Below are 14,591 nucleotides of genomic sequence, written 5' to 3'. Positions count from 1 at the left end.
CGGGTAACGCCGGACCGGGCGGGGAAGTGGCGCGACGGGGCCCGCCGGACCGCCCGGGGCGTCGGGTGGCGGTCGAGGCGGCTCCGCCGGAGATGATGTTTACTCCTCGGGGGGTCGGGAACCCGCCCGCCGTGCGACGGGACCACGAGGGGGATCAGTGCAGGTCAGCCCGGGTTGACCCGGGTCCTGACCGGTTCCCGCCGGGGCTCTTCGACGCGGTGCTGCTGGACCGGGACGGCACGCTGGTCGAGGACGTGCCCTACAACGGCGACCCGGAGAAGGTCCGTCCCGTGCCGGGTGCCCGGGAGGCCCTGGACCTGCTGCGCGCCGCCGGGTTGCGGCTGGCGGTGGTGACCAACCAGTCGGGACTGGCCCGGGGCCTGTTCACCCACGACGAGCTGCGCCGGGTGAACGGGCGGGTGGAGGAGCTGCTCGGGCCCTTCGACGCCTGGCAGATCTGTCCGCACGGCGAGCGGGACGGCTGTGCCTGCCGAAAGCCCGCGCCGGGCCTGGTGCACGCCGCCGCCCGCGCGCTCGACACCAGCCCGACCCGGTGCGTCGTGGTCGGCGACATCGGCGCCGACATGGAGGCCGCCGCGGCGGCCGGCGCAGCCGGGATCATGGTCCCCACCCCGGCCACCCGGCCCGCCGAGATGGCCTCGGCGCCCACGGTCGTCGACGACCTGCCCGCAGCGGCGGCGCAGATCCTGGACCGGATCGGCCTGGTGGCCCCGCCCGCGTCGACCTGCCGGCGGGGCACCGTGCTGGCGGTGCGCAGTGACGCCGCCGGGGACCTGCTGGTCACCGGCCCCGGCATCCGGGCCGTCGCCGCCGGCGCCGACCGTGTGGTGCTGCTCTGCGGACCCCGCGGCCGGGCCGCCGCCGAACTCCTGCCCGGCATCGACGACATCATCGAATGGCCGCTGCCCTGGATCGACGGCTACCCCGCCCCCGTCGACCCCGACGACATGCGCCGCCTCACCGCCCGCCTCGCCCGGTCCGCCGCCGACGAAGCCGTCATCTTCACCTCCTTCCACCAGTCCCCCCTACCCCTGGCCCTGTTGCTGCGGATGGCCGGCGTACCCCGGATCAGCGCGATCAGCGACGACTACCCCGGCTCCCTGCTCGACATCCGCCACCGCGTGCCGGCCGGCGTACCCGAACCCGAACGCGCCCTGTCCCTCGCCGCCGCCGCGGGCTTCACCCTCGCCCCGGACGACGAACCGGGGCTGCGGCTGCGGACCGACCGCTTGCCGGCCGCACCGGCCGGCCCCGGCGAGCCCGGCTACGTGGTGCTGCACCCCGGGTCGTCGGTGGAGACCCGGGCCTGCCCGCCGGAGCTGGCCACCCGGATCGTCCGGGTGCTGCACGCCGCCGGGTACCGGGTGGTGGTCACCGGCGGCCCGGACGAACGGGAGCTGACCGCCCGGGCCGCCGCCGCCGGCGGACTCGACCTCGGCGGGCGCACCGGACTCGGCGAGCTGGCCGCGATCATCGCGCGGGCCGGCGCGCTCGTCGTCGGCAACACCGGCCCGGCGCACCTGGCCGCGGCGCTGGGGGTGCCGGTGGTGAGCCTGTTCGCCCCGACCGTCCCGTTCGGACAGTGGGGGCCGTACCGGGTGCCGACGGTCCGGCTCGGCGACGCGGGAGCGGCCTGCCGGGACACCCGGGCCACCCGTTGCCCGGTGCCCGGACATCCGTGCCTCTCGGCCGTCGAGCCGGGGCGGGTCCTGGCGGCGCTGCGGCTGCTCGGCGTACCCGCCGACGCGCCGGCCGGGCCGGGGGCCGTGTTCGCCGGCCCGCCGCGGGGACCGGCGGTGACCGCCACCGGTGGGGTGGCCCGATGAACATCCTGCTGTGGCACGTGCACGGCTCCTGGACCACGTCGTTCGTGCACGGCAAGCACCGGTACCTGGTGCCGGTCACCCCCGACCGGGGGCCGTACGGCCTGGGCCGGGCGCGGACCTACCCGTGGCCCGACAGCGCCGTGGAGTTGACTCCGCAGGAGCTGGGGCGGGCCGAGGTGGACGTGGTCCTGCTCCAGCGCCCCGAGGAGTTCGACCTCGCCTGCGAGTGGCTGGGCCGTCGGGTGGGCCGGGACGTCCCGGCCATCTACGTCGAGCACAACACCCCCAAGGGCGACGTGCCCAACAGCCGGCACCCGATGGCCGACCGGGACGACCTGCTGCTCACCCACGTGACCGGGTTCAACGAGCTGTTCTGGGACAACGGCGGCAGCCGCACCGCCGTCGTCGAGCACGGCGTGGTCGCGCCGGCCGTCGAATGGACCGGCGAGCTGGACCGGCTCGCGGTGGTGATCAACGAACCGGTGCGCCGCTGGCGGGTCACCGGGACGGACCTGCTGCCCCGGTTCGCCGAGATCGCCCCGCTGGACGTCTACGGCATGGGGGTGGCCGGGCTGGCCGACCACCTGGGGCTGCCGGCGGACCGGGTCACCAGCCACGACGACGTCCCGCAGCACGCCATGCACACCGAACTGTCCCGGCGGCGGGCCTACCTGCACCTGTGCCGGTGGACCTCGCTGGGGCTGAGCCTCATCGAGGCCATGACGATCGGCATGCCGGTCGTCGCGCTCGCCACCACCGAGGCCGTGGAGGCGGTGCCGCCGTCCGCCGGCGCCCTCTCCACCCGGGTGGACGTCCTGCTGGAGGCGGCCAGACGGTTCGTCGAGGACCCGTCGGCGGCCCGCCGGGCGGGCGCCGAGGCCCGGGTGGCCGCACGGAACCGCTACGGGCTGGACCGTTTCCTCGCCGACTGGGACCGGCTGCTGGAGGAGGAAGTATGCGCGTCGCGATGATCTCGGAGCACGCCAGCCCGCTCGCCGTCCTCGGTGGCGAGGACGCGGGCGGCCAGAACACGCATGTCGCGGAGCTCTCCGCCGCCCTGGTGGCCGCCGGCCACGACGTCCGCGTCTACACCCGCCGCGACGCAGTGGACCTGCCCGTGACGGTACGGGCCCCGGACGGCTTCGACGTGGTGCACGTGCCCGCCGGCCCGGCCGAGCCCGTCGCGAAGGACGAGCTGCTGCCGTACATGGCCGAGTTCGGCGCCTGGCTGGCCGAGCGGTGGCGCACCGGCGACTGGCAGCCCGAGGTGATCCACGCGCACTTCTGGATGAGCGGCCTGGCCGCCCTCGCCGCCGGCCGGCGGACCGGGGTGCCGGTGGTGCAGACGTACCACGCGCTCGGCACGGTGAAACGGCGCCACCAGGGGGCGCAGGACACCAGCCCGCCGGGCCGGGTCCGCTACGAACGGGAGCTGGGCCGGTCCGTCGACCGGGTGGTGGCCCAGTGCCAGGACGAGGTCGGTGAGCTGGTCCGGATGGGAGTGCCCAGGTCCCGGATGACGGTCGTCCCGTCCGGGGTGAACCTCGGCACCTTCGCCCCGCTCGGTCCGGCGGCCGAGCGGGACGGCGGCCGGCCGCGGATCCTCACCGTCGGCCGGCTGGTGGAACGCAAGGGCTTCCAGGACGTGATCCGGGCGACGGCCCTGGTCCCCGGGGCGGAGTGCGTGGTGGTGGGCGGGCCGCCGGCGGGGCTGCTGGAGACCGACCCGTACGCGCTGCGGCTGCGGGCCCTCGCCAGCTCCCTCGGCATCGCCGACCGGGTCAAGCTGGTCGGCGCGGTGCCCCGGGAGGAGATGGGCCGCTGGTACCGGTCCGCCGACGTGCTGGTCGCCGCGCCCTGGTACGAGCCGTTCGGGCTCACCCCGCTGGAGGCGATGGCGTGCGGCGTACCGGTGATCGGCACCGCCGTCGGCGGGCTGATCGACACGGTGGTCGACGGGCGGACCGGTGACCTCGTACCGGCCCGCGACCCGCGGGCGCTGGGCGCGGCCATCCAGCGACTCCTCGGCAACCGGATCCGGCGCTTCGGGTACGCCACGGCGGCGCTGGAACGGGCCCGCCGCTGCTACTCCTGGTCGACCACCGCGGACCGGCTGACGGAGGTGTACGGCGAGGTGGCCGCCGTGCGTCGGCCGACCCGGGTGGTCGCCTGATGACGGCGCCCGGCCGGACCGGCGACGGCGTCGGAACAGTGCTGGACACCCACCTGGGCCACCTGGCGGCGGCGCTGCTGCCCTTCCGCCGCGCGGAGCGACTGCTCGCCCGCTGGGGCACCGAGCTGGCCTGGACCCTGGCCCGGGGCGGGCGGCTCCTCGTCGCCGGCAACGGCGGCAGCGCCGCCGAGGCCCAACACCTCACCGCCGAACTCGTCGGCAAGCTCCGCGACGACCGCGAACCCCTCTCCGCCATCGCCCTGCACGCCGAAACCAGCGCCCTCACCGCCATCGGCAACGACTACGGCTACGACGAGGTCTTCGCCCGCCAGGTCCGCGCCCACGGCCGAGCAGACGACATCCTCCTGCTCATGTCCACCAGCGGCACGAGCACGAATCTCCTCACCGCCGCCCACGCCGCCCACAGCACCGGCCTACGCTGCTGGGCCTTCACCGGCCCCACCCCCAACCCCCTCGCCGACGCCTGCGAGGAGACCCTCCCCATCGACTCGCCGGACGGCCAGGTGGTGCAGGAACTGCACCTGGTCGCCACCCACGTGCTCTGCGAGTACGTCGAGAAGGCGCTGCCGGCGGCGCTCGCCGGCCGGGCGGCGCAGCCGGTGTCCACCGGACCAGCCCGATCCGGGCCGGTGCGCACCGGCGTGGAGGTGGTGCTCGCTGACGAGGCCCCGGAGATCGAGGTCCGACGAGGAGGTCGAGCGTGACGGGACCCGTGGTGGTGATCGGTGACACCCTGCTGGACCGGGACGTCGAGGGGGTGGTCAACCGGCTCTGTCCGGACTCTCCGGTGCCGGTGCTCGATGAGACCACGTACGTCGACCGGCCCGGCGGCGCCGGCCTCGCCGCGGTCTTCGTCGCCGCAAAGGGCGCGGAGGTGGCGCTGGTCACCGCGATCGCCGACGACGCGGGCGGGGCCCGGCTCAGCGCACTGCTGGCCGCCGCGGGCGTGCAGCTGTACGCGCTCCCGCTGGCCGGTGCCACCCCGGAGAAGATCCGGTTGCGGGTCCGGGGCCGGGTGCTGCTGCGGCACGACCGGGGCGGGCCGGCCGGCCAGCCGGGCGAACCGGGCGAGGCGGTGCTGCGGCTGATCGCCCAGGCGTCCGCGGTGCTGGTCAGCGACTACGGCCGGGGGGTCGCCGGGCAGCCGACGCTGCGGGCCGCGCTCGCCGCCACCCGGGCGCCGGTGGTCTGGGACCCGCACCCGCGGGGGCCGGCGGCGGTGCCGGGGGTGCGCCTGGCCACCCCGAACGAGTTCGAGGTGCGGGAGCTGGCGAAGGCGTCTCCGGGGGCCTCCCGGCTGGTGACCGCGTCCCGGGGCGCGCAGGCGCTGCGCGACCGGTGGCGGGCTGGCGCGGTGGCGGTGACCCTCGGCGGCGAGGGGGCGCTGCTCTGCCACGCCGGCACCACCCCGCTGGTGGTGCCCGCGCCGGCCAGCGCCGAGGGGGACACCTGCGGGGCGGGGGACCGGTTCGCGGCCGCGGCGACCCTCGCCCTGGCCCGGGGCGCCCTGGTCTCCGAGGCGGTGCAGGCGGCGGTCGCCGAGGCGTCCGCGTACGTGGCGGCCGGCGGCGTGGCCGCCGCGTTGCCGGCACCGGCCCGGACCCGCCCCGCCCGGCCGGCCGTCGCGGCCGGACCGGCCTTCCCGGCCGCGGCGGGCGGCGACGAAGACCGGATCGGTCCGGCCGCCGCCGGCGTGGTGATCGCCGACGTACGCGCCGCTGGTGGCACGGTGGTGGCCACCGGGGGGTGCTTCGACCTGCTCCACGCCGGGCACGTGGCCACCCTCCAGGCCGCCCGCCAGCTCGGTGACTGCCTGGTGGTCTGCCTCAACTCCGACGCCAGCGTCGCCGGCCTGAAGGGGCCGGACCGCCCGGTCGTGCCGCAGGGCGACCGCAGCCGGCTGCTCGCCGCGTTGAGCTGCGTCGACGCCGTGCTGATCTTCGACGAGCCCACCCCGCACGCGGCCCTGTCCTGGCTCCGCCCGGACATCTGGGTCAAGGGCGGCGACTACGCCACCGGCGGCGGCGAGGAGACCCTGCCGGAGGCGGAGATCCTGCGGCGCTGGGGCGGGCAGACCGTGGTGGTGCCGTACCTGGACGGCCGGTCCACCACCGACATGATCGCCGCGGCCCGCGCCGGGCGCGGGGGGACCCCCGGTGGGCAGACTGCGGCCCGGCCCGGCGCGACGGTCGTCCGGTCGACGGCGGAGGGAGCACGATGAGCGGCAGTTCCCCGGGGGCGGGGCCCACCGTCCTGGTCACCGGCGGCGCGAGCGGCCTCGGCGCCGCCGTGGTCACCGCGGTCGCCCGGGCCGGTGGTCGGCCCCTCGTGCTGGACCGGCAACGGCCCGGGGACGGGGTGCCGTGGGTCGAGTGCGACCTGGCCGACACCCGGGCCGCCGAGGCGGCGACCCGCGAGCTGGCCGAGCGCTCCGGCGGCCTGGACGCCGTGGTCACTGCGGCCGGGATGGACGTCCCGGGCAAGCTGGCCGACGTGCCCGGCGAGACCTGGGAGCGGATCGTGGCGGTGGACCTGCTCGCCACCGCGGCGGTGATCCGCGCCGCGCTGCCGTACCTGGAGGCATCCCGGGGCAGCATCGTCACCGTCGCCTCGACCCTCGGAGTGAAGGCGGTCAGCGACGCGACCGCGTACTGCGCCGCGAAGTTCGGGGTGGTCGGCTTCACCCGGGCCCTCGCGGCGGAACTCGCCGGGTCGGTGGGGGTCACCCTGCTGGTCCCGGGCGGCATGCGGACGGCGTTCTTCGACGAGCGGGACGCGCAGTACCGGCCGGGCCCGGACGCCGCGCTCAACGAGCCGGTCGACACCGCCGCCGCGGTCATGTTCGCCCTCTCCCAGCCGCCCGGGTGCGCGGTACGGGAAATGGTGGTCTGCGCCGAGCAGGAGTCGTCGTACCCGTGATCCTGGTGCTCCGGGCGCTCGGGGTCGGCGACCTGGCGGCCGCCGTTCCGGCGCTGCGCGGCCTGCGGGCCGGCTTCCCCGACCGGGAGCTGGTGCTGGCCGCCCCGGCCTGGCTGGCGCCGCTGGCGGACCTGGTCGGCGGGATCGACCGGGTGCTGCCCACGGGCGGGCTGGGCCCGCCGGCCTGGCCGGCGCCGCAGCCCGAGGTGGCGGTCAACCTGCACGGCCGGGGCCCGCAGTCGCACCGGCTGCTCGCCGCCGCCCGGCCGGGCCGGCTGCTCGCCTTCGCCAACGCCGGGGCCGGGCACGCCGACGGCCCGGAGTGGGACGACGACGAGCACGAGGTCCGCCGGTGGTGCCGACTCCTGCACTGGTACGACCTGCCGGCGGACCCCGCCGACCTGGCGCTGCTGCCGCCGCCCGCGGCGGCGGTCCCGGCCGGCGCCACCGTGCTGCACCCGGGCGGCAAGATCCCCGCCAAGCGCTGGCCGGCGAAGCGGTTCGCCGCGCTCGCCCGGGTGCTGACCGACCGGGGCCACCGGGTGGTGCTGACCGGTTCCGCCGACGAGCGGGACGTCGCCGCCCAGGTGGCCGGCGCCGCCGGGCTGACCCCGGACGCGGTGCTCGCCGGCCGGACCGGCCTGGCCGAGCTGGCCGCCCTGGTGGCCGCCGCCCGGCTGGTGGTCAGCGGGGACACCGGCGTCGCCCACCTGGCCACCGGGTACGGCACCGCCTCCGTGGTGCTCTTCGGACCGGTCCCGCCGGCCCGCTGGGGGCCGCCGTCGGACCGCCCCCGGCACCGGGTGCTCGACGCCGCGCACCGGGCCCGCATGGAGCGCGATTGGAGCGGGGCGGGCGGGGTAGGAGCACACCCGACATTGGCGGCGATCTCGGTCGACGAGGTGCTCGCCGCCGCAAACGAGGCGGAACGGGCGGTGCGGGTCTCCGGTGCGGTTGCGGCGTAGTGATCCGGGCAGGCCGGGGTACGGACGCCGCCGGCGCGGCAAGGGCTGGCTCTTCGTCGACCAGGCCGGCGAGCCGGTGCGCGACCCCGACGAGCTGGCCCGGCTCCGCGAGCTGGTCATCCCCCCGGCCTGGCAGGACGTCTGGATCTCGCCGTACCCGACCGGGCACATCCAGGCCACCGGTGTCGACGCGGCCGGCCGCAAGCAGTACCTCTACCACCCGATGTGGCGCCAGAAGCGGGACGAGGCAAAGTTCGACCACGTGCTGGAGGTGGCCCAACGGCTGCCGGTGCTGCGCCAACGGGTCGACCACGACCTGGCGTTGCGCGGGCTGCGGCGCGAGCGGGTCCTGGCCACCGTCGCCCGGCTGCTCGACATGGGGATGTTCCGGGTCGGCAGCGACCAGTACGCGACCGGCGACGACCCGACCTTCGGCGTCTCCACCCTGCGCCCCGAGCACGCCCGGTCCCGCCGGGGGTGCGTGGTCTTCGAGTTCCCGGCCAAGGGCGGCATCGACCAGGTGCGCCGGATCGAGGACCCGGAGCTGTGCCGGGTGCTGACCAACCTGCGCCGGCGGCGGCGGGCCGAGGAACGGCTCTTCGGCTACTGGGACGGTCGGAGCTGGCGCGACGTGCGCAGCGACGAGGTCAACGACTACCTCCGCGACGCCAGCGGCGGGGAGATGACCGCAAAGGACTTCCGTACCTGGCACGCGACCGTGCTGGCGGCGACGGAGCTGGCCACGGTCGGCGGGCAGCGTTCGGCCACCGCCCGAAAGAGGGCCGTCGCGGCGGTGATGCGCTCCGTCGGCGAACTGCTCGGCAACACCCCGACCGTGGCCCGGACGTCCTACGTGGACCCGCGCGTGGTGGACCTCTACCACGACGGGGTGGTGGCGCCGGTCGAGCCCGAGATGCCGCGCGGCGACGTGGAGCAGGTGGTCCTGGCGCTGCTGGCAGAGGCCTGACCGGCCCCGTCGTCTGTCCTGGGGGAAAGAACGAGGGGCCGGAGTCGGCGTGTCCGGGGCCCTGCCGGTGCGAGCGGGAGCCCTCGGACCGGGCGGCCGCCCGCGACGGACCGTCGCGGGCGCCTCGCCACGACCCCCCGATACCGGTGGGCCGTGCCGGTCTCCCGGCTGACGGCCCACGATCAGTATGTCCGCCCGGGATTGACCATGGACGCCGCGGTGTTGACGATGCGCGCCAAGGTCCGGGGCGCGGGGGCGGCCGTGCCGTCAGTCGTTGAGCACCTGGGAGAGCCGGTCCCGGAAGCGGCGCTCCGAGTCGCTGACCACGTCGCCGCCGAGGCCCAGGAGGCCGCCGCTGGACGCCGCGGTCACCACCTGGTCGGCGATCTCCACCAGCCAGTGCTTGTACGCCCCGGCCTGACCCTCGTCGACCCGGGCGGCCAGCAGGGCCGCCGCCTGGCCGGCGCGGGCCAGCACGTCGTCGATCGTCGCCTTCGGGTCGGCCGGCTCGATGACCGGCAGCTCCTCGCCGGCCTCCGGGTCGCCCACGCGGGCGACGATCTCGCCGGCGACGGCGGCCACCAGCGGGCTGGCCGACTCGCGCCCGGCGGCAATGCCCTCCAGCCCGGCGGCGTTCTCGGCCATGGTGCGCTTCGTGCCGTCCGACTCGGCCGCGCTCGCCGCGGTCAGCACCGACTGCGGCAGGCCGACCAGCAGCCCCCACTCCTCGTCGGAGAATCCGAACCCGGTGTATGCCGGCTGCTCGATCACGAGTGAGCCCCTCTCGCCCTGGTCATCGTCGTCAGTGGTGCCGGGCGCCAAGGCGGCGCCCGGGTCAGGCTAGTCGAGTGTCAGCAGGCCCTGTTCGGACACCACGCGCACGGACAGCGTCTTGTACCCCACCTCGTCGAAGAGCACCGTCATCCGGTCCTCCTCATAGCTCAGCACCAGGCCGGCGCCCCACTCCGGGTGCCGGACCTGGCTGTGCACCGGGAACGGCCCGCTCGCTCCGTCGTCGGCGACGCTGGTGCCGGCGTGGCAGTTGTCGCAGTGCCCGCAGACCTCGCTCATCTTTTCGCCGAAGTACGCCAGCAGCGCCTGCCCCCGGCACCCGGTGGTCTCGGCGAAGGCCCGCATCATGTCGGTACGCGACCGGGTGACCGTCTGCTGCCGTTCCGCCTCGGCCAGCGCCGCCGCCGCGGCGTCGACCGGCTTGGGGGAGTAGCGCGGCGCGCCCAGCTTCTGACTGGCGCGCGGCTCCACGGCCCCGACCTGCTCCAGCAGGGAGAGGTACTGGCCGAGCTTGCGCGGGCCGAGGCCGGTCAGCTCGCGCAGCTCCTTCTTGGTCCGAGCCTGCTTGCGCAGCACCGCGGCGAGGTCCCGCAGCTCGGTGGAGTCCGGCAGGCCGCCGCTGAAGTAGCGCTGCAGCCCGACGTCCTCGGCGCGCCAGAGCAGCAGCACCCGGGCCGGCTCACCGTCCCGGCCGGCGCGGCCGATCTCCTGGAAGTAGCTGTCCGGGGAGTCGGGCAGCGCCATGTGCACCACCCAGGCGATGTTCGGCTTGTCGATGCCCATGCCGAACGCGGACGTCGCCACCATGATCGGCACCTGGTCGGCGAGGAACGCCTCGTGCAGCTCGTTGCGGGCGTTGGTGGGCATCCCGCCGTGGTAGTACTGCGCCGGGAACCCGGCGTCGGTGAGCCGTTGGGCCAGCTCCTCGGCCGCCCGCCGGGTGGGCACGTAGATGATGCCGGGGCGCTCGTCGTCGCGGAGCAGCGCGACCAGGCGTCGCCAGCGGTAATCGTCGGTGGGGCAGTGGGCCACCTCGAGGAAGAGGTTGGGCCGGTCCAGTCCGGAGACCACCACCTCCGGGTCGCGCAGCCGCAGTCGGGCGATGATGTCGTCGCGTACCGGCGGGGAGGCGGTGGCGGTCAGCGCGACGACCGGCGGCCGGCCGAGGCCGTCGATCAGGTGGCCCAGCGCCAGGTAGTCGGGGCGGAAATCGTGCCCCCAGGCCGAGATGCAGTGCGCCTCGTCGATCGCCACCAGCGCCGGATTCAGCGACCGGACCTCGGCCATCCGGTCCGGGTCGCTGAGTGCCTCCGGGGTGATGAAGAGGAACTCGGCGCGTCCCTCCCGGATCTCGACGATCGCCTCGGCCTGCTGGGCCGCGGTCTCGTCGGAGCTGATCCGGACCGCCCGCAGCTCGGGGCGTTGCCGTTCGTTGAGCGCCGCGATCTGGTCCTGCTGAAGGGCCAGCAGCGGGGAGATGACCACGGTGGGTCCCGGGATCAGGCTGGCCGGGATCTGGTAGATCGCCGACTTGCCGGCGCCGGTGGGCAGCACCACCAGGGCGTCGCGTCGCTTCATCACCGCGCGCATCGCGGCCAGTTGGTTGGGCCGGAGCGCGGTCCAGCCGAAGAGGCTCCGCGCCGCGCGGCGCAACGTCGTCGAGTGCCTGGTCAGTTTCATCGGTGGCCGGAGGTACCCGGGCGGGCATCGGGCGAAACCGGCCGGCCGCCGGCGGCATCGCGTTGACCACCACCGCCGGCACGAAGCCGGCCAGCGCCGGCAGCAGCGGCAGCCGGCCCGGGCGGGGGGCGGGCAGACCAGCGCCGGGGCCCGTTCCCGTTCGGGCATGGGTACAACCGCAGTGGACCGCACCGGCCGGGCGGCCCGTCCGCCCTCCCCGGGGCGTTGACGGCGCGCCGGGCGTCGCTCAGTGGCCGGGTACGTCCGTGGCGAGCAGGGGCTCGGCCGGGTGGTGCCGACGGCCAGTCCCGAGGCGGTGGCCACGCTCGTCGTCGGGGTCTGCCACGACCTGGTCCTCGGCCACCTTCTCGACCCCGCGGGAGCGCCGCCCGAACCCGGTCACCGCACCCGGGGGAGCACCTCGCGCCGGTACAGGTCGAACAGGCCCGCCCAGTTCGGACCGATGTTCGCCACGTAGACCTCGTCGAAGCCGGCCTTGGCGTACTTGTCGATCATCTCGAGGTGAGCGTCGGCGCTGTTGCCGCAGACGAACGACTCCTTCATCATCTCCGGCTTCACCAGCTGGGCGGCCTGCTCGAAGTGGCGCGGCGAGGGGAGGACCTGGGACAGCTCGCCCGGCACCCCGGCGTTCGGCCACTTCTCGTACGCGATCCGCACGCCGGCGTCCTCGCTGTCGGCGTACGCCGCCTTGAAGCCGGCCTGGCACGGCTTGTCGCCGCCGCCGTTCTCGCGGAACCGGCGGACCATCTCGCCGTCGGGCATGGTGTTGATGTACCCGTCGCCGATCCCGGCGGCCAGGTGGATCGACTTGGGGCCGAAGCCGGAGACGTAGATCGACGGGGGCGTGTCCGGCAGCGTGTAGAGCCGGGCGTGCTCGACGGTGTAGTGCCTGCCGTGGTGGTTGACGAACCCGCCCCGCCACAGCTCGCGCATCACCTCGACCGCCTCCTCCAGCATCTCGAGCCGGACGTCGGTCTGCGGCCAGGCGTCGCCGAGGATGTGCTCGTTGAGCGCCTCGCCGCTGCCGACGCCGAGGACGAACCGGCCGTTGTGCATGACCGCGCTGGTCGCCGCCGCCTGCGCGATGACCGCCGGGTGGATGCGGACCGTGGGGCAGGTGACCGCGGTGGTCACCGGCAGCGCGCAGACCTGGCTGAGCGCGCCGATCATCGACCAGACGAAGGGGCTCTGGCCCTGCGCGTCCACCCACGGGTGGTAGTGGTCGGAGATCCAGAGTGCCTCGAAGCCGGCCCGCTCGGCGCCGCGCGCCTGCTCCAGCAGCTCCGCCGGGGTGTACTCCTCGCTGGAGAGGTGGTAGCCGATCCTCATTGTTCTCCCTCGCTGCTCGCGGTGCCGGGCGCACCGGATGGACAACGAGAGCCGTACCCGCGAGGGTGTCGGCCGAACCGGCGGGGCCGGGCGGGTCAGCGACGGAACATCGCCCGGATCGCGAGCAGCAGGAACAGGCCGCCGACCACCAGGCCGAGCAGCCGTACGCCGGGGACGTCCGCCGCGGTGGTGGCGTCGGCGAGCAGCGCGGGGTGCATGGTCGCACTCTTCCACTCCGGTGCCGGGAACCGCCAGGCGCTAACAGTAAGGTTTATTGACTATTTCGGAGCCCGATGTGACCATGGCAGCAGCCGCCGGGGCGGCGGGCCGGTGGGAAGACGGGGGTACGACAGCGCATGAGCGAGCGGATCGTGGGGGCGACCGGAGACCTGGCGGGGCTCGCCGCCGCCGTGCTGCAACCCGGCTTCGTCGGCACCACCCCGCCACCCTGGGTCTGCCGTTGGCTCGGCGAGGGCCTCGGCTCGGTGGTCCTCTTCGCCCGCAACATCGTCGACCCCGGGCAACTCGCCGCGCTCACCGCGACGCTGCGCGCCGAGCGTCCGGACGTCATCGTCGCCATCGACGAGGAGGCCGGCGACGTCACCCGGATCGAGTCCGCCCGGGGCAGCTCCCGGCCCGGCAACTTCGCCCTCGGCGCGGTAGACGACCCGGCGCTGACCGAGGAGGTGGCCCGCGACCTCGGCGCCGAGCTGGCCGCGATGGGGATCACCCTCAACTACGCCCCGGATGCCGACGTCAACTCCAACCCGGCCAACCCGGTCATCGGCGTCCGCTCGTTCGGCGCCGCCGCCGACCTGGTCGCCCGGCACACCGCCGCCTGGGTACGCGGACTCCAGGCCGGCGGCGTGGCGGCCTGCGCGAAGCACTTCCCGGGCCACGGCGACACCCGGGTCGACTCGCACCACGACCTGCCCCGCATCGGCGGCGACCGGGCCCGCCTCGACGCCGTCGAGCTGGCGCCGTTCCGGGCCGCCGTGGCCGCCGGGGTGCAGGCGGTGATGACCGGGCACCTGCTGGTGCCCGCGCTCGACCCGGAGCTGCCGGCCACCCTCAGCCCGCGCATCCTCGGCGGGCTGCTCCGCGAGGAGCTGGGGTTCCACGGGGTGGTGGTCACCGACGCGGTGGAGATGCGGGCCGTCGCCGACCGGTACGGCTTCGCCGGCGCGGCGGTGCGCGCCCTCGCCGCCGGCGCGGACGCGATCTGCGTGGGCGGGGAGCGGGCCACCGAGGCGGACGCCCGGGAACTGCGTGACGCCATCGTCGCCGCCGTGAAGGCCGGAGAGCTGCCGGAGGAACGGCTCGCCGAGGCGGCCAAACGGGTCGGTCAGCTCGCCGCCTGGACGGCCGCCGCCCGCGCCGCCCGCCCGGCCGACACCCCGGCCGCGGCCGACGGCTCGGCCGTCGGGCTGGCCGCCGCGCGACGCGCGCTCCGGGTGGTCACCGCAGCCGCCGGCGCCGACGCGCTGCCGCTGCGCCACCCGGCGCACGTGGTGGAGTTCGCCCCGCCGCGCAACATGGCCATCGGCGAGACCCCGTGGGGGATCGCCGCGCCCCTGGCCGACCTGGTCCCGGACACCACCGTCGCCCGGTACGCCGAGGGCGAGGCGCCCGCCGACCCCACCGCCGGCGCGGCCGGCCGCCCCGTCGTGCTGGTCGTGCGGGACCTGCACCGGCACGACTGGATGCGGGCCGCCGTGCGCCGTGCGCTGGCCGCCCGCCCGGACGCCGTCGTCGTGGAACTCGGCGTCCCGGAGCTGGTCACCGGCGCCGTCCACGTCGCCACCCACGGCGCCACCCGGGCCGCCGCCCGGGCCGCCGCCGAACTCCTCACCGGCGCCCGCTGAGCCGCCGGCGCG

Annotated in this window: 13 protein-coding genes; 9 read left to right on the top strand and 4 right to left on the bottom strand. The window is 75.8% G+C overall.

Annotated elements, in window-relative coordinates:
- Positions 1 to 131: 131 nt before the first annotated feature.
- Genes GA0070613_RS29075 through GA0070613_RS29040 form a run of 8 tightly spaced genes read left to right on the top strand, consistent with a single transcriptional unit; the run spans position 132 to position 8,892 of the window.
- Positions 132 to 1,847: an HAD-IIIA family hydrolase gene (locus GA0070613_RS29075; protein ID WP_089015193.1), complete on the top strand. Its 1,716-nt coding sequence runs from the start codon at positions 132 to 134 to the stop codon at positions 1,845 to 1,847.
- On the top strand, positions 1,844 to 2,818 hold the full coding sequence (locus GA0070613_RS29070; protein ID WP_089015192.1) for a glycosyltransferase: 975 nt from the start codon (positions 1,844 to 1,846) through the stop codon (positions 2,816 to 2,818). Before GA0070613_RS29075 ends, GA0070613_RS29070 begins: the two co-directional genes overlap by 4 nt.
- Entirely contained in the window at positions 2,803 to 4,020 is a 1,218-nt protein-coding gene (locus GA0070613_RS29065; protein WP_089015191.1) for a glycosyltransferase, read from the top strand. Before GA0070613_RS29070 ends, GA0070613_RS29065 begins: the two co-directional genes overlap by 16 nt.
- Positions 4,020 to 4,745 (top strand): D-sedoheptulose-7-phosphate isomerase, encoded by a 726-nt coding sequence (locus GA0070613_RS29060; protein WP_089015190.1) that lies wholly within the window; start codon positions 4,020 to 4,022, stop codon positions 4,743 to 4,745. Before GA0070613_RS29065 ends, GA0070613_RS29060 begins: the two co-directional genes overlap by 1 nt.
- Positions 4,742 to 6,262, top strand: a complete 1,521-nt coding sequence (locus GA0070613_RS29055) for a PfkB family carbohydrate kinase (protein WP_089015189.1) — start codon at positions 4,742 to 4,744, stop codon at positions 6,260 to 6,262. Before GA0070613_RS29060 ends, GA0070613_RS29055 begins: the two co-directional genes overlap by 4 nt.
- Positions 6,259 to 6,960, top strand: a complete 702-nt coding sequence (locus GA0070613_RS29050; protein ID WP_089015188.1) for an SDR family oxidoreductase — start codon at positions 6,259 to 6,261, stop codon at positions 6,958 to 6,960. The genes GA0070613_RS29055 and GA0070613_RS29050 overlap by 4 nt, the downstream gene beginning before the upstream one ends.
- Positions 6,957 to 7,925, top strand: a complete 969-nt coding sequence (locus GA0070613_RS29045; RefSeq protein WP_089015187.1) for a glycosyltransferase family 9 protein — start codon at positions 6,957 to 6,959, stop codon at positions 7,923 to 7,925. Before GA0070613_RS29050 ends, GA0070613_RS29045 begins: the two co-directional genes overlap by 4 nt.
- Positions 7,909 to 8,892: a DNA topoisomerase IB gene (locus GA0070613_RS29040; protein ID WP_089015186.1), complete on the top strand. Its 984-nt coding sequence runs from the start codon at positions 7,909 to 7,911 to the stop codon at positions 8,890 to 8,892. The genes GA0070613_RS29045 and GA0070613_RS29040 overlap by 17 nt, the downstream gene beginning before the upstream one ends.
- 267 nt (positions 8,893 to 9,159) lie before the next feature.
- Here the strand turns inward: GA0070613_RS29040 and GA0070613_RS29035 are convergent, their stop codons facing one another.
- The 4 genes from GA0070613_RS29035 to GA0070613_RS34085 all read right to left on the bottom strand — a co-directional run bounded on the left by GA0070613_RS29035 (position 9,160) and on the right by GA0070613_RS34085 (position 12,932).
- The gene (locus GA0070613_RS29035; protein ID WP_089015185.1) at positions 9,160 to 9,663 is read right to left on the bottom strand and encodes a hypothetical protein; all 504 of its coding nucleotides are present in this window, start codon (positions 9,661 to 9,663) and stop codon (positions 9,160 to 9,162) included.
- Between the two features lie 69 nt (positions 9,664 to 9,732).
- On the bottom strand, positions 9,733 to 11,364 hold the full coding sequence (locus GA0070613_RS29030) for a RecQ family ATP-dependent DNA helicase (protein ID WP_089015184.1): 1,632 nt from the start codon (positions 11,362 to 11,364) through the stop codon (positions 9,733 to 9,735).
- Between the two features lie 399 nt (positions 11,365 to 11,763).
- Complete coding sequence (locus GA0070613_RS29025) at positions 11,764 to 12,714, bottom strand: TIGR03557 family F420-dependent LLM class oxidoreductase (RefSeq protein ID WP_089015183.1); 951 nt, start codon at positions 12,712 to 12,714, stop codon at positions 11,764 to 11,766.
- 95 nt (positions 12,715 to 12,809) lie between these two features.
- Positions 12,810 to 12,932: a hypothetical protein gene (locus GA0070613_RS34085; RefSeq protein ID WP_269459018.1), complete on the bottom strand. Its 123-nt coding sequence runs from the start codon at positions 12,930 to 12,932 to the stop codon at positions 12,810 to 12,812.
- 138 nt (positions 12,933 to 13,070) lie between these two features.
- Here GA0070613_RS34085 and GA0070613_RS29020 point away from each other — a divergent pair, with 138 nt between their 5' ends.
- Positions 13,071 to 14,579, top strand: a complete 1,509-nt coding sequence (locus tag GA0070613_RS29020; RefSeq protein ID WP_089015182.1) for a glycoside hydrolase family 3 protein — start codon at positions 13,071 to 13,073, stop codon at positions 14,577 to 14,579.
- The last annotated feature ends 12 nt before the right edge of the window (positions 14,580 to 14,591 follow it).

Source organism: Micromonospora inositola (assembly GCF_900090285.1).
GTDB lineage: Bacteria > Actinomycetota > Actinomycetes > Mycobacteriales > Micromonosporaceae > Micromonospora > Micromonospora inositola.
This window is presented reverse-complemented; position numbering and strand designations above follow the sequence as displayed.